Origin of the sequence: Microcoleus sp. Pol17C6, from assembly GCF_036701145.1 — a bacterium.
Taxonomy (GTDB): Bacteria; Cyanobacteriota; Cyanobacteriia; order Cyanobacteriales; family Microcoleaceae; genus Microcoleus.
In genome coordinates, this window is sequence record NZ_JAUBQH010000068.1 from 1 (window position 1) to 22,451 (window position 22,451).

Genomic DNA, 22,451 nt, shown 5'->3' on the forward strand with positions numbered 1-22,451 from the left:
CGGCAATCGTTTGGGAGTTTCTTGTTGCCGAATCTATCTTCCTTTACCTCTCCTTGAATATCTGCGGAATGTGGGTTACAAATAACCTTTGGCTTTACCCTCATCAATAACTCTGACGGCTAACGGTGAAGTTGTGCCACTGCCGCTCACGTCTGTTGCCAAACCGACCAAACTTGCTAGTCGGTTCCAACCGAGTGGTTAGCTGCAGCTTTATTGGCATACAAGTAAAAAATCTGTGCCTTTAACTACTTTTTGAGCAATTGTTATGATATCTTAACTTTAGCGGAGGCTAGTTCAGACAATTTAAGAAGCCTGGTTATCAAGTAACCTGATTTATGATTGACCGTAAAAAAATTCAACTGAAATGGGAAAGTTATTGGTTTAAAACCCTTGGGAGATGGCAATCGTGTCCATTGGCCTGCCCAGTAGACAGACCTCATCCTCGGCATATTTTTTGGAGTTGGATCGGCAGTTTTTTGGCAATTACTGCAACGTCCTATCTTGCTGTAAAAACTAATTCTCCTTTACTAATGGCTCCGTTTGGCGCCACAAGCGTTCTGATCTTTGGTGTCCCTGACAGCCCTTTGGCTCAACCCCGGAATGTCATTGGGGGCAATTTCTTAGCTGCTCTCACCAGTTTAATGATTCTGCATTTTCTCGGTTCTTCTCCCTGGGCGATGGGAATGGCTGTTTCTAGTGCGATCGGAATTATGCAGATTACCAGAACTCTACATCCGCCTTCGGGAGCAGTTGCCTTAGTTGTCATGATGACCAAACCCGACTGGAAATTTTTGCTAACACCTGCTTTTGAGGGATCAATAATCTTGGTCTTGTGCGCCGTCATCTTTAATAATTTAGCGGCAGAAAGGACGTATCCCCAGCACTGGTTATAGCCTTGTCTCTAATGATTTCATCCTTCCCTCGGGAGCACTACCCAAAATCTGGATGCTCCCTCGATTCCTTCTTTCTTCTTTCTTCCATCCGTTACATCCCGATCGCGTGCTTGGTTGCCGAACTTCCTTCTGCTAGATCAATCAAAAAAAACGGACGGATCGGGGGAAGGTCGAGATCCCTTTTGAAAGCGTTCCCAGGACTCCTTTAACTGAGCCGGCGCTGGATATTCGCGATCGTAAACCACCAGCACATTCGTCAAATTCCGGCCCGGCGGCAATAAAATCTCTCCTTGATGAGCCAAACCCACCGAAGCGCCCCCGTCCAAATTCATCGCTTCAAAACAGCCGATACTCTGCATAACTTTAGCTTCTGCTTCCAAAGACAAACTATCAAGAAAAGTCACCAACAATAACTTATCTCTAGAAGCCGGAAAGCCGATCGCCGTTCTCGAACCCACGCCCAAAACATGAGAATCTTTAAAACCTTCCGATAAAGGAGACAGCCAAACTCTCCCCCCTTTAACCAATCTCGGCCCGCAAGTCAGAGAAAACCAATGTTGACTCCAATTCGGCTTACCTTCGATTCTAGCCGTCACCATTTCCAATTGATTTCCCGCTTTAATTCCCAAAGTCGTGCCGTAATTTTCCCATCGGCTATATTTCAGAAACTTACCCGCCGCCACCATATTTCCCAGCACAGATTTCTGATTATCCTTACCAAAAAAAGTCCCGTTAGCAACAACAGCAGCCCGGTAACGCGATACCATATTTTCAAAAGGTTCATCACCCCGCGTTACTTTAAAAGTATTTGCAAAATCTGCATTATTAGCTAACCCAATTGTGATGTAAATTTCTGGATCGGCGAGGTCAATAGTTGTGAGATAAAAACTTGCGCCATCTACATTTTGACTGCTGACTTGTACAGGTTTTGCTTGCTTAGCAGAACGTTTGATAATTTGAGGTTGAGACGGCTGTGCAGCAGGAGAACTTTCTGGCGATTTTACAATTGGATTACTCGGCAGAGGTTGATTGGTTTTTGCCGATTTTACAACCGGATTGTTAGGGAGAGGTTGAGGAGTTTGATTTGATTGTATACTTGATAAAAAAGCGATTGACTTTTGCCACAGTTGACCCGCGAGAGTCAAGAAACTCTCTCGGTTTTGGGCGATCGCAAAATAGTCAGCCGCAACCCGCGCCAAAGCTATGCCCGTTAAAAATAAAAAAGTGCGCCGCAGCATCGGGCGACAACCTTCAGACTGTTTGCGTTTAGACATAAAAAAATCTCAGCTAGGATAGCGAACACTTTCCTCTGGCTGTGACTACAATAGGCGATCGCCTGAATTCTGAAACTACCAGTAGCAAGGTGCGGCTAGCGCACCTCACCACGAATTCAAAACTCAAAACTCTTGCCCTAGCCGGTATTCCGCATCCCCGCAGCAATTCCATTAATCGTCAGCAGAGCTCCCCGCAACAATTCACCCTTGCTGTAACGTGAGTGAATCACCCCGGGAACCCCCCCACTACCATGCTGCCGCAAGCGTTTCAGCAGCGAAACCTGCAACAAACCCAAAGGCACAATCGTCGCATTTCGCAACTGCACCGATCGCTGCAGCGATGGATCTTCGTCCAACAAACGCTGGTGTCCGGTAATCGTTAAAACCAAATCGCGAATCAAATGAAATTCGGCAGCAATTTGATCAAATAAAGCCTTAAAACGCTCCTTATCAGCAGGCAAAGCTAACTCCTGCACGTAGTGTTCTGCAATCTGCAAATCCACCTTAGATAAAGTCATTTCCACCTTAGAAATTACCATTCTAAAAAATGGCCATTTCAAGTAGAAATACTGCAAAAGTTTCATGTGTTCTTCCGGTTCCTCTAGCAAAAACTCTTGCAAAGCCGTGCCGACACCGTACCACGAAGGAAGTAAAAAGCGGCTTTGAGTCCAGCTAAACACCCACGGAATTGCTCGCAAACCGCTGATGTCTTTTTTGCCCCCGCGCCGGGCCGGACGAGAACTAATCTGCAACTGGCTGATTTCTTGAATAGGGGTAACTTGGTGGAAGAAATCGACTAAATCCGGCTGTTCGTAGATTAAATGGCGGTAGTGCGATCGCGATCTCGCCGATAACTCCTCCATAATCTCATTCCAAGGGTCGATGCCATCAAAACCAGTGTGCAGCAAACTCGCTTGAATTACCGCCGCCGCCACCGTTTCCAAATTGTAAAGCGCCAACTCCGGCAAAGAATATTTAGAAGCCAAAACCTCGCCTTGTTCAGTAATCTTAATTCGCCCGCTAATACTCTTTCCAGGCTGAGCCAAAATTGCCTTGTAAGCAGGCCCGCCGCCGCGCCCTACCGAACCGCCTCTGCCGTGAAAAATCCGCAACTCTACATTGTATTTTTCCGCAACCATTTGCAAAGCCTTTTGAGCTTTGTGGATTTCCCAATTGCTGCTGAGGAAACCAGAATCTTTATTGCTGTCCGAATACCCCAGCATTACCTCTTGCAATTTGAGAGTTTCGAGGGGAACTTGGATATTTTCTTCGCTTTTTTCCGCTATTTCCTGCGCGTATCCTCCTGCTAGCAAAGCTCGATAAAGCGGCAGATCAAATATTTTTTGCATTACTTCCGGCGCTTTTTTCAAATCTTCCACCGTTTCAAATAGGGGAACTACTTGAATGCTGCTAATTCCTGTAGCCGGATCGTAAAGTCCTGCTTCTTTTGCTAATAGCAAAACCGCCAGCAAATCGCTGACATCGTGGCTCATGCTAATGACGTAAGTTTGGCAAATTTCCGGGCCAAACTCCTGCTGCATTTGCCGCAATATTCGGAAGGTATTGATCGTCTCGCAAGTTTTGGGAGAAAACGGCAATTCTGCTGGAATTAAAGGGCGGCGAGTTTGCAGTTCAGTTGCGAGCCAAATAATTCGATCGCATTCCGACATTTGATTGTAAGGCTTGGGCAAAATTTGCAAGTATTCAGCAATTTCGCTCAAAGCGTCGGAGTGTACTGTGGACTCTTGGCGGATATCTAAGTAAGCCAAATTAAATCCGTAAATTTCTACTTGGCAGAGCAGATTTTCCAAGTCCCGACAGCTCAAACCTGTTTCGACTAAATTCCGCTCGATGAGCTGCAACTCGGTCAAAAACTCAGCGCCCGATCGATAAAGGCCCGTCATTCCGGGATTTTCTGACAAAGCTTCGCGTTCCCGCTGCAACTCGTCTCCTTTGTAGAGCCGCCAATTACGATCGCGCGTATTTTCCAGTCGCTGCTGCACGTAGGCCAGCTTCAACCGATAAGGTTCTTGCCGATAGCGGATTGCCCATTGCTCGTAAACCTCCGGGAATTCCGATTTGTCGCGATCGAGAGATTCGAGCAATTCCGGCAGCACGTCGCTCCAGTGCAGCGACAAACTCAAAAGTTCGTTCAGCCGCTTCACGGCGTTGATGTACTTACACAGCACCAAATGGCGCTGATAGCAAGCGGTTTGCCAAGTAACTTTCGGAGTCACAGAAGGATTGCCGTCTCTGTCGGAACCTACCCAAGAACCGAATTTGCAAAAATTGTAACTCGGCGGTTTCAGGTAAGGATAAGAAGCGTGCAGCGCTTGCTTGAGTCGGTGGTAGAGTTCTGGAATTGCATCAAACAACACTTCATCAAAGTAGTGCAGAGTGTACTCCACCTCGTCAAGCACAGTCGGCTTGAACTGGTGCAGTTCGTCAGTGCGCCACCAGAGGCGAATTTCTTCCATCAGTTGCTCTTGGAGAGCCGCCGCTTCCCAGCAAGACACCGGGTAGGGGCTTTGAGGGTCGCTCCCGATCACCTGAAATTTCTCGTCAACTTGGTCTAGCTGTTGGAGAATCTTCGCCATTCGTCGCTGTTTGGTGCGGATCGTGTGGCGGACAATTTCTGTCGGGTGAGCGGTGAATACTAAGCGGATGTCCAACTGATCGATCAAGCGCTGAATTTGCTGGCTGGGCACGTTCAAGCGCAGCAGCATCGGGAACAGTTGGTGAAAAGTGCCGGCATCACGAGTGATCATCTCGTTGCTGTCTGCCTTGCTCAAAGCCATTTGGGCGGGGCCGGGGCCTTCCCTGTGGCGCGGGCGATCGGGGGCATCCGTTGCTTGTCCTGGCAGCTTAGAAAACATCCGCCCACCAGCATCGTTACTGCTAGCGTAAGCTAGCTGTTGGTCTCGCTGTTCGTAGTGCTGTTCGACAATGTTGATCAACTGAAAATACAGTGCAAAAGCCCTAGCGGCACGGATGGCGGCGTTGAGGTCGAGCTTTTCGATTAGCTGTACGACATTCGACTCGCGAAAGTGAGTGGCTTGTCCCTCGGCGGAATTGACCGATCGCATTTGTTGGAGCAAATCCACCAATTCCTGCCCGCACTCCTGTCGCAGCACCGATTCCCACAAGTCCTCTACAACTTTGAGGCGATTTCGCAGAAACAGGTCTGATTTTGAGTAAGCGGGAGAATGGGAAATAGATGTTGCATCAATAATAGCCTGTTCTGAAGACTGGAGGACTGAACTCATCGGGCTGTTCCTCAATAGCTGCGGGTGTCAAGAAAATTGTATGGTTTAGTTTCGCCTAAAACACTTTTGTTTGCAGTCAAATTTGAGACAACTTATTGCAACGTAGAAAGTAGAAGGCACTTATGTACAAAGTATAAGGAAAAATAAATTTTTAGACCACAGATTGTACCTATTGTCAAGCTTTCATATCAGTTGAGTGGCGATTTTAGATTTTAGACGATCGGCGTCAGACGTTCGGCGAGCGATCGCGTCGAACACTTTGAGATTTACTCCCAAGATGACTCTGGGAAGTTGAACTAGGGTCGAAAATTTTTATCTCTCCCCGACCGGAGTCGGGGGCTAGTATCCGTTTTTGGGCGGAGTCAAAAAATTTAACTTCTAGCTGCTGCAGCATCATTCCTTGGGCTTTCTAATCCTGTGATTGAGGAAAGTTGAGCACGGGAAGGCGCGAACCCCGAAAGACTTCTTCGCTTTCAACACCGATCGACGCAACAAACTCAGCAGCAGCTTTAGCCACCACCAACCCGCCCAGCATAGGTAAAGCGACCAAGCTCAATAAAATGTCTGAGGGAACTGGCAACTTTAGACTCTCAGGTGTTTGATTTTTGAGCAAGTCTTGGTTTTCCGACGGCATAAATTCCTCCTGTGTCAATCCATAATCCCCAGTTTACAAGCCAAATAATCATCTTGACCGCTGCTTTCTGACTAATGACTTCTGAGATCAAATCCGGTGACATCCGACGAAAGATATCCTGCAAGCGATCGTCCCCGCGTAGCCAAGTCTATAAATATCTTGTCGCGAGATCTTAAGCTGGCACTCGGAAAAAACACTTTGTATAAAATCGGGATACTCCCCGAATGCTATCGATCATCGTGCGACTCTCTCTGCGGAGCATGACGAAACCACAGCACTACAGTCGGAAAATAATAGACATTTCCAGAAAAGCCAGTCTTGAACAGGCATCCTGCCTGTTCCACAAGAATTATGAGAGAGGTCTAATTATTATTCGGATGCAAACGGAAACGATATGACTAATGACGAATAACTTGTTGCTTGGCTTAATTTGGACCTATCTGTGCCAAAATGTCGAGGTATTATCAAAAAAATATTCCCCAACGGCTCGAAGCCGAGGGGATACAAGGCAAGACACTAAGTCCAGGGTGGCTTAAACCAGACAAAACGGTTAGGCTCGGCAAATCAAATAATTGTCTGTAAAATCTGTAACTGTGCTATTTCTAGAAAACAAAACCAGCTTTGGCAAAATTTAGAGTTTCATGTTGAATGCGAACGGGAGCATATTGGCAGACAATCGATCGGCCGCGTCGCAGTGGGCGCAAGAAGCTTTAGGGCTTCCCGAAGTTCAAGTACAAGCGCGTTTGCGGGGAAATCACCTGCACATTTTGTGCGAAGCAGCGCAGTGTCCGTCTCAAGAATTGGTGACGGCGAGATTTACCAACGCCCTCGAACACACTGATTTAACGCGACTGCTGCCCGATCGACCTAAAATTTACCAGTTGTTTCTGTGCGGCCGCAAAATCGGTTCCCGACAAAATGACTGGACAGTCCGGCTCGATTGCAGCAGTCCCAAGCGACAGCAACAGCCACAGCAACCTGAACCAAAAGTTGCCGAAGTGCCGCCGCCAGCGAGTTCCCCGGAGGAAGCGCCAGCAAGCCCTAAAAGAGGCGGATTTTTCGGCAAATTTAAGAATGACAACCAGAAACTCAAACAGACACCAAAACCGATAGAAACAGCAGCCCACCCGCCGCAAGTACGGGAAGAACTGGATTTTGACGCCGAAAGTCTGCCCATAGCCTCCCGCATTCAATACCCAGAAGCTTTTGAAACTTCCCCCGTGACGATCGACACTTCGGCTGCTACGACGCGGGAAGCTTTCGGTTCCGCCGTTCCCCCGCAGCCGAAAGCGAACCGTGGCGCGGTGGCTTTGATTCAATCCCCCCAAGCTGACTCAGGCGAGGGCGATCGCGATGGAACATTGACGGTTTCGCCGGAAACGTTGGCGCGCCGCGGGTATCCAGATGCGATCGCCAGCTATCTCAGCGAAATCCTCGGGCCGATGGGAGTTTCGGTAAAAGTCAGCATTCGCGAAAAAGAACTCAAAAGTAGCCGGGAAACGCTGCCGCTGAACGGGCCGGAAAATATCAAGCCCAAAGAACGGCGGTTGCTGGTGCTGTGCGAGTCAGCTTACAGCCCCGACCCCTCATTGCTGGCCGAACCCATCGCGGGCAGGCTGCGAAAACTGCAACTAGAGGATTTCCGCGAAGCCGCGATCGCCAGCCAAGTCAGCGGCGAAGCAAAGCCGGATTGGCTGCTGCGGGTGGATTTGACTTCGCCGGACAAAATTCTCAAGGAATGGGCCAGGTGGGGAGACGTACAGTCGATCGCCAAACTGCTAAATCAACACTTGGCTGCATCGAGAGTCGAAGTGCGGGCTACCCTCAAAGAAGCAACCCTCCACCTGTTTTGCAGCAAAACTGCCAAAAAAGGACAAAAGCCTAAACGGCAAGAATACCCCGACAAGCAGCAAACCACCGACGCGATCGCCCCTTTGTTAGCCTCCTTCGCGCCCCAAGGCATCCGCGCAGCTACTATCTACGGCGTAGAACCAGCCAAGGACTCTCAGGCGGCGCCGGAGTCCCCCGTGTGGATAGACTGGGTGGACTTGCCTGCAGCCCACCACCCCGACTTGGCTGCAAACGCTAGAACGCTGGCGATCGAGGGCGACCAATTGGCTTTGACTTTTTTATTGAACAGGTTGCTCAACCCCAATCTCAGACGCAAGCTGGAAACTGGAGGGATTCGGGCTGTCGTGCTGCAAAAAGCCAACGTGCTGCACGTCATGACAGAAGCTCTGACTTGCCCTTCTCAGTCGAAGGTAGGCCCGCCGGTGGCGAAATTTTTGCGGCACTTACAAATTCCGGGAGTGGCAGGGGTGCGAGTCTACGGACGGCGCGCCGGCCAGAAACTGCCCCTGTGGCGCTACGCAATCGACCTCAGAACCGCTGTTGACGAGGAATCAGCGACGGCACCCGCACCAGATCCATCCCAAGTGGCTGTGTTGGAAAAGGAACCGGTGCCGGAGTTTGCGCCGGCGGAGGATGGGAGTTTTTCGGGTTTGGGCGACAATTTGGTGTTCGATGCTCCGATGCCCAACTCCTGGCGGCCCCGCTTCAAAATCAGACTCCCCGGATACAATCTGGGCGAGCAATTAGTTCAAGCTGCGGTGCAACCCCTTGTCGCTTCGGGTTTGTTTGTTCCCAACGATGGTTTATCAACCAATACTGCTGCGCCGGGGGGCGTGAGAGCTGATCGCGCCGCGGGAATGGCTTTGATTTGGGCGATCGCTGGCTGTCTGCTGACTTTCAATACCGATTGGCTGCTCGGTCTATTTCTGCAATCTGCGACGGTCAGTCAAGCTCCTAGCGCCTCAGAAGTTTGCAGCGGGCCCAATTGTCAAAATTCAGCTCCCAAGGCTTTGGGCGACGTTACAGCCCGACTTCCGAACGAAACCGCGAACCCCGTTCCCCCTTCTGGGGAGGTGAACTTGCCTCAAATTCCCTTGCAGCCGTCGCCGGAAGCGAACCAGCAAGAGGTTTTTAATGGCTCTGGGTTTACGAAACCGGGAAATACTAGTGTTCCTGTAGCTGATGTTTCTGCTCCTCCGGTGTTCCCAACTTTGAGGAGCGAGCAGCTTGACGATCAGATAGCGCGCTATCAAGAGTACATCCACCTGCACAAAAAACCGCCGGATATTTTAATTGTCGGTAGTTCGAGGGCGCTGCGGGGCATCGACCCGGCGGTTTTGGAAACCGCTTTGGCAGCTTCGGGCTACCCGGGGCTGAGGGCTTACAATTTTGGGGTAAATGGAGCTACTCTCCAGGTTGTAGATTCGATCATCCGTCGGATTTTGCCACCACAACAACTCCCGAAATTGCTGGTGTTGGCGGACGGGGCGAGGGCTCTCAACAGCGGGCGGCCGGATTTGACTTTTAGTGCGATCGCTTCTTCGGAAGGTTACAGGCAATTGAGCCGGGGTAGTTTTCTGATTCGCACCAATCAATTAGAATCCGAAAAATCGAACGAAAGCTCCAACAATCCGGTGGCGACTGCCACTGAATTGGTAAACAATTTGGGACAAGCTCAAGCTAATGTTCAGCAATTGGTGAGTCAAAAGTTGGTGGAGGGTTCTGCAACTTACAAAAAGCGCGATCGACTTAAAGGGTTTTTGCGATCGATCGTTAATCCATCAGCCCCTGTTGCAACCGACAGCCCCCAAACCGCAGCCCTGGGCGAACAAACAACGGAAAATGCCCAGCCAACTGCTGCGAGTAAACCCGTCAGCGAGTTTCAACCAAATGGCTTTTTGCCGATCGATATACGCTTCAATCCCGAAACTTACTTTCAGAAGCACCCGAAAGTATCTGGTTATTACGACTCCGACTATCAAAATTTTAAATTGATAGGTGAACAAGCTCTAGCACTCAAAAATCTGATCGAATTTACCAAGGTTCGCAACATCAATCTCGTGTTTGTGAATATGCCTCTGACTGAAGATTATTTAGATCCGGTGCGGACAGGTTACGAACAAGAATTCCGGCAATATATGCAAGAATTAGCAGCCCAAAGCGGACTAATTTTCCTAGATAAGAGTTTATTGTGGCCGCAGGCGCGGGAATCTTTTTCCGACCCCAGCCACCTCAACCGTTACGGGGCTGTTGCAGTTTCTAAGCGGTTGGCTCAAGATCCCATGATTCCCTGGCCCGCGAAACAGTAGTTTTGAGTTTTGAGTTTTGAGTTATTTTAGAAGTTAAAGGAACCCAGCCTGCCAAGTGAGCCCCTGCTCTTTCAAAACTATTCTTTCCTGCGGCTAAATACTGAAAATGAAAAGATTGATATTTCCTGAAAATAGCAAAAATACACAGATAAAAACTCCTAGAAAAAATCTGCCTGTGATATTTTTTATATTATCTTTAGCATTTTTATGTTTCAGTTTGTATAAAGGTTTCTTTTTACCTTTAGCTTTATCAGCGGGGCCGCCCAGCAACGAACAAAGTAGCGAACAGCCAACTCTGGCACCCTTTGAAGAGGTTGTCAAAGACGCGCAAAAGTTAGAGGGATTATTTACTCTTTACCGCAATCAAGCAACTGATAAAGTATATCTGGAAATTACACCGCAACAATTCAACAAAAAGTTCCTGTGCTTTGTGACATTGGCATCGGGTTTGGGGGAAGCGGGCATTTTGAGCGGAATGCCGATCGGCGATTTCTTGTTTCAACTGCGGCGCGTCCAAAATAACGTGCAGTTTGTGATCCCAAATATAAATTTTCGCACAAGTCCGGGCGACCCGCAAGCAGGTTCGGTAGAACGGGGATTTAGCGACTCGATTCTCTATTCTTTGCCTCTCAAAAGCATTCATCCGCAAAGACAAACTCTGCTAATAGATTTAGGAGAGTTGCTGATGAGCGAAAAACGCGATTTACCAGGGGTAAAAGCAATTTTGCCGATGCTTTTGGGTTCTTCTTACTCGATCGATGCAGACAAGTCTTCTTTTAAAGATGTTAAAGCGTTTCCGCTGAATGTGGAAATTGCTTCTGTCTATGGTTTTTCTAGCGATAATGACAGTGAGCTTAACTATTTACCTTCGGTTCCTGACAGTCGGGCTTTTAACCTCCGCATTCACTACAGTTTCTCGGAAGTGCCGCTAAATAACGGCTACCGCCCCAGACTGGCGGACGAGCGAGTGGGCTATTTTCTTACAGCATATAAGGACTTTTCTGACAAGAGCAGCCGGGAGCCTTTTGTGCGCTATATCAATCGCTGGCATTTGCAAAAGCAAATCCCGACAGCGCCGATGTCGCCTCCGGTACAGCCGATCGTCTTTTGGATTGAAAATAATGTGCCTACCGAATACCGAAACGCAATTCGTGAGGGCGTTTTGGAGTGGAATAAAGCTTTTGAAAAGGCAGGTTTTACTGAGGCAATTCAGGTCAAACAAATGCCGGACAATGCTAAATGGGACCCGGCTGACGTTCGCTACAATACTATCCGCTGGTCGAGTTCTTTTGAGCCTCAGTTTGCCGGCATCGGGCCGTCTCGTACTAACCCACTGACAGGGGAAATTTTGGATGCTGACATTCTGTTGGATGCTAATGTTGTCCGGGAAATCAAACAGGGTTATCGGTCTTTGGTGGAACAAAATCGCTCGGTATCTAAAAGTTTTCAAGGGCGAAACGGTTCTAATACTAATCCCTGTCAGTTCGGGATGTATTCTCGCTATTTGAATCTGTTAGAAAATGGGGATTTAGGAAAAAGTAGCGGGGAAAATGGTGGAGGTGGAATTGCTGATGATTTGCCGACTTTGGTAGAACGATATCAAGAGCAAAAGCGAGCTCCTTTATCGCGGTTGATGTCGAGTTCGGATATGTGTTTTGGGTTGGAATCGAGTCGCCAGTTTGCGATGGGGGCCATGTCGATGGATCTGTTGCAAAATGCAGCGCCTAGCAGTCCGACAATTGACAATTATGTGAATGAATATATCAGATATTTGACGGCGCACGAAGTCGGTCACACTCTTGGTTTGAGGCACAATTTTCACGGGAGTACGATGCTGCAACCGGAGGATTTGAACAATACTCAGGTAACTCGCACGCAAGGTATGGTGGCGTCGGTGATGGATTATGTGCCGATTAATTTGGCACCGCAGGGAACTGTGCAGGGCGACTATTTTCCCAGGATTGTAGGGCCTTATGACGATTGGGCGATCGAGTATGGTTACAAGGTGATTGGTGGCGTAAACCCTAACAGCGACTTACCAGCGCTGCAACAAATTGCCAGCCGCGGGGCCCAAGCGCAATTAGCTTACGCGCCGGATGAGGATTCTGTTGATATTCTCGATCCCGCGGCAAATACCTTTGATCTCAGCGCCAATATGCTGAGGTACTCGCAATGGCAATTGGATAATGCGAGGGCGATGTGGAAGCGTTTAGAAAAGCGAATTCCGGTTGGGGAAAACGGTTATAACGAACTGCGGGTGATGTTTGATTCGGTGTTCGGGTATTATGTCAATCAGGTGATGAATGCTACTTTGTACGTCGGCGGGCAGTCGTTTAATCGGATTCGCCCTGGAGATACTAATGCGAAGTTGCCGTTTGTGCCGCTCGAACTTTCTCAGCAGCGAGAAGCTTTAGCAACATTAGAGAAGTACGTTTTTGCGCCGGATGCGTTTAGTTTTGCGCCGGAGTTGCTCAACAAATTGGCGCCTTCGCGCTGGGAACACTGGGGAAGTCCGGCTTTGGTGTTTCCTCTAGATTACCCGATCGGCGATCGAATTACTTTTTTGCAGCGGTTTGTGTTGCGGGTTTTGCTATCTCCGATGCGCTTGGCGAGGCTACGGGATGCCGAGTTAAAATCGGCGCCGGAAACTGCTTTGAGGTTGCCGGAAGTGTTGGATACTGTGCAAAAGGATATCTGGCAAGAGGTTTTGCAGCCGGAAAAGAAGATGCAAATTTCAACTTTTCGGCGTTCTTTGCAGCGGGAACATTTAGCAATTTTGATCGGAATGGTGCTGCGAAAAACGAATGTTCCAGAGGATGCACGGAGTTTGGCGTGGTACGAGTTGCGGCAGTTGCGGGAGGGTTTGAGCAAGAGTATTCGCAATTTGGATCGGAATGCGGATGCTTATACGCGGGCTCATTTGGAGGAAACGCGCGATCGTATTTCTAAGGTTTTGAATTCGCAAATTCAGTCGAATTAATCTGTTGCTGACTACAGGTAGGAATTGAGATTTCCCAATTGCTATAAGCCTGCTTGAGGGTGAGTTTTGTAATTTCCGAGAAAAGTTAATTCATACCCTGATTAAGTCGTTGCTTAATCAGGGTATGAAAAAAATCCGTTAAAAATCCCTAATCTTTGTGGATACTGGTTTCTATGACTTGTATATTTAGCGTTTCCTACCGTAAATCAGCCAAGCAAAATAAAATTAGGGGTGAGTGCTTTTCACTTACCCCCTACCATTTTTTTGGCGCTTTTGAACCTACTAAAAAATGTGGCAATAAATTACAACAAAAGCTACACCATTTATTCTAAAAATATTTGTCGATGTTGAGGGTCAAAATCATGAATGCTCCGAGCAAATGACCTGCGCTCATGCAAGCCAGAAATGCTGGTACGCTTACATTGTTGAACAAAGAGGGGAAGGGCAAAGGCATTTTCGGCCCGACGTGGGGATACCAAATGCGGCGGCTGAGAACTAGCAATGCTAAGATATTGCAAACAAACATCACTATTGGTTTTTGCCAATTTCCTGATGCTGTGTCAGCCAGAGTCGATTCTACTACTGCAAGTAAATTTGAGTTAATCATTGTTGATGCTCCTATTTTTCATAAATTATTAGAAATGCTCGATGAGATTTCTTGCCAAAAATACAGTAGGGGCGATCGCCTTTACGCAATAAATATCTGTTGCTGTGAATCTTCACCGCGCCAGCGACAGCGCCGCCACCCATAATCATCGAATTACAGCAAGAAGTCTTTTAATGCCATTCAAAAGTAACGAAAGATACAAAGGGACCAAACAATACTCGCTGCCATTTGTAACTTTTAGCCTGTCTGGCAGTGGTGGCATTTACTCACGCTGCCAGACAGGAAATACCGCTACTCATTACTGAGCAATGTAGGTAGGCAGAAAGTGAAGTATGTCACGGAGAACGCTATATCCAGCGGCATCCCAAAGCAAATAAGCTAAGAAACCGATCATCGCTAAGCGACCGTTCCAAAGTTCTGCTTGCGGGTTGAAGCCAAACAAAAAGGCATTCCGATCTTTGCCGTTGTAAGCATTAGCTGTAGGAGGCAAGTTAGTAGGACGAGTTTCCATGTTTTTACATTCCTTAACAATGTTTCGCTTCTCATGGTAGCGGCCTAATTTCTGCTTTGCTATCTGCCTGTAGGCTCAAGATAAACACAAGTCTAAAGGAGGATTTTGAAACCGAAAATAAAGTGTTAAGTTTTGTTGACGGAGATTTTTTAAGCGCTCGCCTGTATCTGTAGATACTAAATACAACTGCAAGTTGGTATGGTCGCTGTGAAAGGCTCCATCGCCCCGTAGCGACAAACAACGGCGCTGGTGACTCCACAATACTGAATCCGCGAGATCCTAGACGCAAGAAAATTTAGTAAATTTCAACTCAAAAGCCGAACACATCGCGCGCGAGTTAATTAAAATAGGAGATAAACAGAGCGATCGGGAGAAACAGTTATCGAAACCATCTACGGCAATCTTCAAGGTTTAAAGTCCAGCCAGCTCAAGCAACTCGAAAAGCTGTACCACCAGCGACTACCGGGCGATCGCATCACCACTGCAGAATTCGCCCAGCGGGTCGCCGCCATCAGCACGGAAATAGACAAACCAATCTGCGCCTACATCAACCGCCGCGGACAAGTCATTCGCGTCGGCGTGGGTTCACCCAGGCAAACGCAGATTGCGCCCCTAGAATTGCCCCGCTACGGGGGAGGTCGCCTCAGCGGCATTCGCTGCATCGCCACCCACCTGAAGCCAGAAACCCCAAGCGAAGCAGCCCTCACAGCAATGGCAATTCAGCGCCTGGACGCTCTGGTTTGGCTGACACTGAGCGGCGGAGGATTTCAGCGTCGCGGTGGCGGTGCGACTGGTTACATCCAAGAAACTTATCTTGCTCACCTGATACCCCAGGGAGATCAGCCAAATTTTGAGTTCTCGGTTTTGAGCGCTCAGTTAGAACCAGATGCAACTGATGAAATAGAAGAGCCTTCAATTCCAAAGTCACTAATTCAAACTCCACACTTTCCCTGGAAAATATCAGAACCCCTGAATTTGGACGAACTCGCCGACCAAGACTTTCTGGATTTGGTGGAAGGACTCGAAGCAGAGTTTCAAGCAGAGTTTGTCGCTAAGCAGGTCGATGCAGACCAAGACAAAGTGCTGTTGGTAGGTGTAATGACTCAGCACATGACTCAGTTGGAGTTTGAGGACGGGCTGGCAGAAATCACGCGGCTGGTTGAAAGCGCCGGAGGTCAGGTTCTGCAAACAGTGCGCCAAAAACGATCGCGCCCCCATCCGCAAACAGTCGTCGGCGAAGGCAAAGTTCAGGAAATTTCCCTCACCGCTCAGACGATTAGCGCTAACCTCGTTGTATTCGATCGCGACCTGGCCCCCGCACAAATACGGAACTTGGAAACTCAGATAGGTATTCGCGTTGTCGATCGAACAGAAGTAATTCTCGACATCTTTGCCCAAAGAGCTCGATCGAGCGAGGGTAAATTGCAAGTGGAACTCGCTCAGCTAGAGTACGCCCTGCCCCGGCTCAGAGGTCGCGGTCAGGCAATGTCGAGACAGGGTGGCGGCATCGGTACCAGAGGCCCTGGGGAAACCAAGCTAGAAACCGAACGGCGGACGATCGCCAAACGCATTTCTCGATTGCAGCAAGAAGTAAATCAACTGCTGGCGCACCGCTTCCGGCTGCGCCAGAACCGCCATCATCACGATGTACCCTCAGTGGCGATCGTTGGCTACACCAACGCAGGTAAATCGACTCTGCTTAACCTGCTCACGAATTCCGAGGTCTACGCCGCCGACCAGTTATTTGCCACCCTCGACCCCACAACCCGACGGTTGACCATTCCTGGCACTGCCATCCGCGAGCCTCTGTCGATCGTCCTCACAGATACAGTGGGCTTTATTCGCGAACTTCCCCCTGCTTTGATCGACGCTTTCCGGGCTACGCTCGAAGAAGTCACTGACGCCGATGCTTTGCTGCACCTCGTCGATCTCTCCCATCCCGCGTGGCAGAGCCAAATTCGATCGGTCATGAATATTTTGACCGATATGCCCGTAACTCCCGGCCCAGCCCTTGTAGTTTTCAACAAAATCGATGCCGTAGATGGAGATACTCTCGCCCTCGCCCGAGAAGAATTTCCTCAAGCAGTATTTATTTCGGCCGCCAAAGGTCTTGGGATGGAAACTCTCCGCGACAGACTAGTTCAGCTCATTCAATACGCCCTCTACCCTCGGTAAATACTTAAATATTTCTTTTGAGTAGTTGACATGGGGGAATATACGTACATATACTGAGGACAGATATAGTCGAACTATGAGAGGATAAAAGAGTAGTCAGATTGTGCATTGCAAAGTACAATACAGCAGCTCTATTTTGCGATAGGTAAAATAATTAATTTCCGGAGGCCGCGGTCAAGGTAAAAAGACTCTTTGTTAATGGCTGTAAGGGCTGTTGGTTCAGAGGTAGCAAAAAGATGTTGCTTCACTCTATGCAAATTACACTGCAAACTACACTCGGTGCAAACTACCTGTGCAAACCACGGTATGGGATGTCAAGGTAAAAGAGAATAATTTTATTAAAGTGTTTGGGCACTCACCTCAAGCGCTATACTATCTTTTACAGACGTCCGCCAGAGAATACATCCATTTATTGTAAGAACTCTAAAATCCTTGCCCGTCGTACAGCGCTAATCTCTAGGACTATTTCTATTTTTCGATTTTACCACTGTTTAACTAAATAGTTATGTGTACGCCACTGGCAAAACTAGCAATTGGACTCTCTGCCACAATGGCAACAGCGTTTTACTATCTAGCTGCCGCCCCTCCGGCAGCAGCAGTAGATGTCTGCGGTCCGGGAAATTATTCTACTGCTTGTGCCCCCACGCCGGCACCAAGCCCAACGGCATCCGACGCGCAATTGCCGAGCCAGCGGGGTTTGTCCGAAATATACAGAACCCCACCTTCGAGAGACACAACTTCTATTCCTGAACCGGGTACTGCGATCGCAGTCCTACTGACAGGTGCAGGAATGATCTGTTCGTGCAGAAAGCGAAACAATCAGGTTGGTCCGCAGCGCTAGGCAGGCTGATGACCAACCTGTTTGCCTTTACAATGTCTCCGTTTTTTTTAGCGCGGGTATTGGTTTACTTAAATTTATATATAAAATTGTATAAAAAATAACTTGACACCTGGCTTGTGCGCTGCAAATAGAGCCGGATGTTGAAGGAAGAAAGCGATAGGGTCTGCAGTCAGGGTAAAAACAAGGAAGAAGGCAAATGCACTTCCCGGCAAGGGTTTCAGCAATGAATAACCTCCGGTGCAACAGATAAGGTTGCTATATATAATAAAAATTAAAATATAAAAATTAAAATAAGATTGGTTAAGATCCATGCTTCGGACAGTTTTTGAGAGTCAACCGTATAATAAGGCTTTCAAGTCTCCAAAGCAAGTTGACTACCAACGAAAAATCGACTGTTTCAGCCTAGGAACTAAAAACAGTCCGCACTAGGGTTAAGATTACAATTAAAAAATATTGTTATTGCTTGAGCATCCATGACCCCTAAAGTAGAAATTTACACTTGGAGAACCTGCCCGTTTTGCGTTCGTGCCAAAGCACTGCTAAAGCGAAAAGGGATTGATTTTACAGAGTACGCGATCGACGGAGATGAAGCAGCACGGGCTCAAATGAGCGATCGAGCCAACGGAGGCCGCACCCTGCCACAAATATTCATTAACGACCAACACATAGGTGGCTGCGACGAAATTCACAAACTCGATGCTCTAGGCCAGCTAGACCCGCTGCTAGCAGCAAAATGAGGCATTCCCTGTCTAATTTTCAGTTAGCCCTAATTTTCCTGCGACCAATTCTTAATTTTAATTGACAATGAAATTTGCATTCATCATCGATCCCCTCGCGCGACTAATTCCAGGACACGATACCAGCGTAGCGCTGATGGAAGCCGCTCAAGAGTTGGGTCACGAAGTCTGGGCGACTCAAGCCAACGAACTAAGCGTCATCGGCGGCAAAACCTGGGCAATGCTGAGTCGGGTAGCCCTCACCCCAGTAAAAGTGGTAGATGGACGCTGGGAGGCTGCTGAGGCTTGGTACCAGGTAGAACAGCCTACTTTGCAGCCTCTCGAAGCAATGGACGCAGTATTTATGCGGACAGACCCCCCAGTCAACATTCCTTACCTCTACGCTACTTACCTTCTAGACGGCATCGATCCGGGTAAAACTTTGGTAGTTAACAGTCCCAAAGGATTGCGGGCGGCGAATGAAAAGATGTATGCTTTGCAATTTGAGGGAGCGATCCCCGAGACAATTGTTTCTCAAAACAAGCAGGTAATTCGGCAATTTGTTGAGAAAAAAGGAGCAGCAGTTCTTAAACCCTTGGGGGGCAAAGCTGGGGAGGGGATTTTGTTTTTGGAAGCGGGCGATCGCAATCTCAACTCCCTGGTCGAAATTAGCACTCAACAAGGGCAAATTCCAGTGATGGTTCAGACCTATCTGCCGGAAGCCAAAGAGGGAGATAAACGGATTATATTGTTGAACGGTAAACCCATCGGTGCTATCAACCGCATTCCCACCGGCAATGAATTTCGTGGCAACATGGCCGTGGGTGGCCGAGTCGCAAAAACAGAAATTACCGATCGCGAACTGCAAATTTGTGCTCAGTTAGAACCAGTGCTGCAACGGGACGGACTGTACTTTGTCGGCATTGATATTATTGGCGGTTATCTCACAGAAGTTAATGTCACCAGCCCTACAGGGATCAGAGAAATTGACTTGTTTGACGGCGTTAATTTGGGCAAACAAGTAATTGAATGGGTGGAGAAGGAAGAAGGAAGAAGGCAGAAGGAAGAAGGCAGAAGGAAGAAGGATGAGGGAAGAAGCCAAGCACGACACAGATTAGGACACGGATACACGGATTAATTATCGACCGTCAGGCAGATTTACAGTCGTTCGTTAGTTATTTGTTAGTTGTTCCCAATTCCCAATCCCCAATTCCCAATCCCCAATTCCCACTTCCCACTTCCAAATCCCCAATTCCCAATCCCCAATTCCCAATTATTAAATTATGTCAAAAATTGGCGTTGCAGTAGTCGGTACAGGTTTCGGTCAAAAAGTACACCTTCCCGGATTCCAGGCCCATCACCGGACAGAGGTTGTGGCTGTTTATCACCGGAATTTAGACAAAGCAAAGGCGATCGCCTCTACCCACAATATCCCCTACGCTTGCGACTCGATCGCCGATATAGTAGCCATCCCAGAAGTAGCAGGCGCCAGCATTTCCACACCGCCATTTTTGCATTATGAAATGGCAAAAACCGTATTGGAAGCAGGCAAGCATTTATTTTTAGAAAAACCCACAGCCCTTACAGCAAATGAAGCCAGGGAACTTTACCGATTGGCAAACAACGAATCTCAAACCGATTTTAACAAGGGTGGTTCGAGAGCAATTGCCACAATGGACTTTGAGTTTCGCTTCATCCCCGCATGGCAAATGCTAGCAGAATTATTGGCAGCAGAATATGTGGGAGAAAAGCGTTTAATTAAGATAGATTGGCTGGTGTCGAGCCGCGCTGATGCGAGTCGCCCCTGGAATTGGTACGCGCAAAAAGAGCGAGGCGGCGGAGTTTTGGGCGCGACAGGTTCTCACGTTTTTGATTATATTAGCTGGCTGTTCGGCCCGCCGCAGAGGCTTTCTGGGCATTTGATTACAGGAATTTCGCGGCGGCCAGATCCGAATGATTGGGGAAGTTTAAAATTAGTTGATGCCGATGATTCGTGCACGTTGATGTTGGAATTAGCCGGGGGAACTCCTTGTCAAGTTTGTTTGAGTTCTGTTACTTATCAAGGGCGGGGACACTGGGTGGAAATATACGGGAGTAAGGGTACGCTGGTGTTAGGAAGCGACAACCAGCAAGATTACGTCCACGGATTTCGCTTGTGGGGTTCCCAAGGTGGAGAACCTTTAGCTGAAATCAAAATTCCTCAAAGATTGGAGTTTCCTCAAGTATATCCAGACGGGAGAATTGCACCGTTTATTCGAGTAATAGATAGGTGGGTAGAAGCAATAGATGCGGGTAAATCTTTGATACCGTCCCTCAGAGAAGGGGTTTACTCGCAGTTGTTGATGGATTTGACCCAGGAGTCGAATGCTACGGGAACTTGGGTAGATTTACCGAGCATAGATAAATTTTTGGACACTAAGTAAAAGTAAAAACTGCCAAAGCAATCTCACGCAGTCGATCGCACCCCAAACCCGATAAACTACAAATAGAGAAACTCAATCCCACCCTATATCCAGAGTCGATAGTTGTGAATGGCGCGCCCTGAAAGTCCTTGCCTCAGTATAGCGATCGCTCGCCTGAGAACCGCTGGGGCAAACCATTTTGCCACTTGGGTTCTACAAGCTCCCTATCCCAGCGGGTACGTTCACCACGACTGTATGTGGCCCGATACCCTCTCCCAATCTTGGAAAGCTTGGCAGGAAATGTTTTCGCCCTCCGGGACAATTCACGAATTGCCCCTAAATCCTGATGGCAGTTTCGTCTCGCCGGAAAACAACCAGAATATACTGGCAGAAACTGAACAACGAAGTCCTCAGTCGCTCGACCTCGCTCCAGCGACGCCCTCTGTGCCGCTCCACCTGGGCCAGCGGGGGTGGGGCGAGAAAGGGGATCAGCATCCGCCTCGGCCACCGGCAAGCTACAGCAGCCGCCTGATGCAGCATTTGGGGATTAATCTTTGGCAGTGGCTGTTTGAAGGCCCGATTCAGGGTAGTCTCCAGGAAAGTAAAGGTATTGCGATCGGGCAAAATCTACCCCTGCGAGTACGCATAGATTTGCGCGAACCGTATTTAATTGCTTTGCCTTGGGAAATTATGCAGCCTCAAGCCGGTCAACCGGCAATTTCTCTGTCGCAGCAACTGCTGTTCAGCCGCACTACCAGCAATGTTGAACCTTTGCCACCCCTGCAGCCTGCGGAGTCGCTCAACATTTTGCTAGTTTTGGGACAAGCAGAACCAGGCGGCGGTGCTAATTCCCAATTTTCCAACAGCAATAACGGTCATTTGCAGTTGGGAGAAGAAGCACTCGCCTTAGCGGGCGTTCTGGAAAGTGCTTTTCAAACCGACGACAGCGGCAAATATTTTGACATCAGCGTTCCGACTCGCGTCGATACTCTGATCGAACCTACTCCGGCGGAACTCATTTCTCGGCTGGAAACGCAAGCTTACAACATTCTGTTCTACGCCGGCCACGGGATACCGGGCCCCGACGGCGGTTTGCTGTTTTTGGGGCCGGAAACGGCGATTAATGGTACTGAACTAGCTCAGGTATTAGTTCGGTGTCGCGTGACTCTGGCGGTGTTTAATGCCTGCTGGGGAGCTCAGCCGGCGGTGGAGAGGTTGCACTCAACTAACGGTCAACAACAGGCGATCGCCCGCAGCAGTTTGGCTGAGGTACTGATCCATCACGGGGTGCCGGCGGTGTTGGGGATGCGGGATTCGATCGCCGATCGCGAGGCCCTGAGTTTTATCCAAACTTTTGCTCAAGCTTTGGCCGGACGGATGTCGATCGATCGGGCCGTCGCCGTCGCCAGACAGCAGTTACTGACGCTTTACAAGTTCAATCAACCGGCTTGGACGCTGCCTGTGCTGTATATGCACCCTGAGTTTGACGGTCAGCTAACTGAGCCTGTAGATGACCTCAAAACTGAGTTGCCTTTAAATTCTTCTACTTGGCTGGGACGGTTGCCGTCTTGTGCTTATTTGCGGGGGCGCGATCGACCAAATGTCAAATCCACCGAATCGACCAATCAGGTTTGGCCGATTCGCGCAGGTATGGTTCGAGTCGGACGCTGGGAAGAAAACGACGTAGTGATTCGAGAACAGTGGGTTTCTCAAAAACACGCCGAGATTTTCTGCCGAAACACGATCGGAGATAGCCGGGAAGAACCTAGCTACTTCCTGCGCGATTTTTCTCGCTACGGAACTCTAGTTTTGGGATCTGAGGGATGGCAGAGAGTTCACCACCAAGAATTGCTGCTACGCAGCGGGACTCAGCTAAAATTTGGCAGTTCTCAAGGTCAGATTTTTGAGTTCACTATTGAGGTTCCTAAAACTTCGGGGTACAGTGAGACTGATTGCGGAACGAATTAAGGTGCGCGTGTAGCTAATGAAGGC

The 22,451-nt window shown here is 48.7% G+C and carries 15 protein-coding genes; 9 read left to right on the forward strand and 6 right to left on the reverse strand.

Features of this window, described 5'->3' with window-relative positions:
* The first annotated feature begins 335 nt into the window (after positions 1–335).
* Positions 336–893 carry an HPP family protein gene (locus tag QUA25_RS24465; RefSeq protein WP_445242249.1) on the forward strand — a complete coding sequence of 186 codons (558 nt, stop codon included), beginning with the start codon at positions 336–338 and terminating at the stop codon, positions 891–893.
* A gap of 137 nt (positions 894–1,030) precedes the next feature.
* On the opposite strand, the gene QUA25_RS24470 is transcribed toward QUA25_RS24465, so the two are convergent.
* The 3 genes from QUA25_RS24470 to QUA25_RS24480 all read right to left on the reverse strand — a co-directional run bounded on the left by QUA25_RS24470 (position 1,031) and on the right by QUA25_RS24480 (position 6,067).
* Complete coding sequence (locus QUA25_RS24470) at positions 1,031–2,167, reverse strand: phosphodiester glycosidase family protein (RefSeq protein WP_333041844.1); 1,137 nt, start codon at positions 2,165–2,167, stop codon at positions 1,031–1,033.
* Between the two features lie 137 nt (positions 2,168–2,304).
* Complete coding sequence (ppc, locus tag QUA25_RS24475; RefSeq protein ID WP_333041846.1) at positions 2,305–5,433, reverse strand: phosphoenolpyruvate carboxylase; 3,129 nt, start codon at positions 5,431–5,433, stop codon at positions 2,305–2,307.
* Between the two features lie 409 nt (positions 5,434–5,842).
* Positions 5,843–6,067, reverse strand: a complete 225-nt coding sequence (locus QUA25_RS24480) for a hypothetical protein (protein ID WP_333041848.1) — start codon at positions 6,065–6,067, stop codon at positions 5,843–5,845.
* 641 nt (positions 6,068–6,708) lie between these two features.
* Between QUA25_RS24480 and QUA25_RS24485 the strand changes: the two genes are divergently transcribed.
* Together QUA25_RS24485 and QUA25_RS24490 are read left to right on the forward strand one after the other, a co-directional pair.
* Positions 6,709–10,227 (forward strand): hypothetical protein, encoded by a 3,519-nt coding sequence (locus QUA25_RS24485; RefSeq protein WP_333041849.1) that lies wholly within the window; start codon positions 6,709–6,711, stop codon positions 10,225–10,227.
* Positions 10,228–10,333: 106 nt separating this feature from the next.
* The gene (locus QUA25_RS24490; protein WP_333119898.1) at positions 10,334–13,207 is read left to right on the forward strand and encodes a zinc-dependent metalloprotease; all 2,874 of its coding nucleotides are present in this window, start codon (positions 10,334–10,336) and stop codon (positions 13,205–13,207) included.
* A gap of 328 nt (positions 13,208–13,535) precedes the next feature.
* Here the strand turns inward: QUA25_RS24490 and QUA25_RS24495 are convergent, their stop codons facing one another.
* From QUA25_RS24495 to QUA25_RS24505, 3 genes are all read right to left on the reverse strand, one after another.
* Entirely contained in the window at positions 13,536–13,814 is a 279-nt protein-coding gene (locus QUA25_RS24495; protein WP_333041853.1) for a Photosystem I reaction center subunit PsaK, read from the reverse strand.
* 298 nt (positions 13,815–14,112) lie between these two features.
* Entirely contained in the window at positions 14,113–14,325 is a 213-nt protein-coding gene (locus QUA25_RS24500) for a chlorophyll a/b-binding protein (RefSeq protein ID WP_333041855.1), read from the reverse strand.
* 404 nt (positions 14,326–14,729) lie between these two features.
* The gene (locus tag QUA25_RS24505) at positions 14,730–14,855 is read right to left on the reverse strand and encodes a hypothetical protein (protein ID WP_263053573.1); all 126 of its coding nucleotides are present in this window, start codon (positions 14,853–14,855) and stop codon (positions 14,730–14,732) included.
* A gap of 49 nt (positions 14,856–14,904) precedes the next feature.
* On the opposite strand from QUA25_RS24505, the gene hflX reads away from it, so the two are divergent.
* The 6 genes from hflX (at position 14,905) to QUA25_RS24535 (ending at position 22,427) form a co-directional block, all read left to right on the forward strand.
* Complete coding sequence (gene hflX, locus QUA25_RS24510; RefSeq protein ID WP_333041856.1) at positions 14,905–16,500, forward strand: GTPase HflX; 1,596 nt, start codon at positions 14,905–14,907, stop codon at positions 16,498–16,500.
* A gap of 505 nt (positions 16,501–17,005) precedes the next feature.
* On the forward strand, positions 17,006–17,341 hold the full coding sequence (locus QUA25_RS24515) for a PEP-CTERM sorting domain-containing protein (protein ID WP_333041858.1): 336 nt from the start codon (positions 17,006–17,008) through the stop codon (positions 17,339–17,341).
* A gap of 473 nt (positions 17,342–17,814) precedes the next feature.
* Positions 17,815–18,078 carry a glutaredoxin 3 gene (gene grxC / locus QUA25_RS24520; RefSeq protein ID WP_333041860.1) on the forward strand — a complete coding sequence of 88 codons (264 nt, stop codon included), beginning with the start codon at positions 17,815–17,817 and terminating at the stop codon, positions 18,076–18,078.
* 67 nt (positions 18,079–18,145) lie between these two features.
* Complete coding sequence (gshB, locus tag QUA25_RS24525) at positions 18,146–19,195, forward strand: glutathione synthase (protein ID WP_333041862.1); 1,050 nt, start codon at positions 18,146–18,148, stop codon at positions 19,193–19,195.
* A 145-nt stretch (positions 19,196–19,340) separates the two neighbouring features.
* Positions 19,341–20,480, forward strand: coding sequence for a Gfo/Idh/MocA family oxidoreductase (locus QUA25_RS24530; RefSeq protein WP_333041863.1), 1,140 nt, complete (start codon positions 19,341–19,343; stop codon positions 20,478–20,480).
* 108 nt (positions 20,481–20,588) lie between these two features.
* The gene (locus QUA25_RS24535) at positions 20,589–22,427 is read left to right on the forward strand and encodes a CHAT domain-containing protein (protein WP_333041865.1); all 1,839 of its coding nucleotides are present in this window, start codon (positions 20,589–20,591) and stop codon (positions 22,425–22,427) included.
* Positions 22,428–22,451 lie beyond the last annotated feature (24 nt).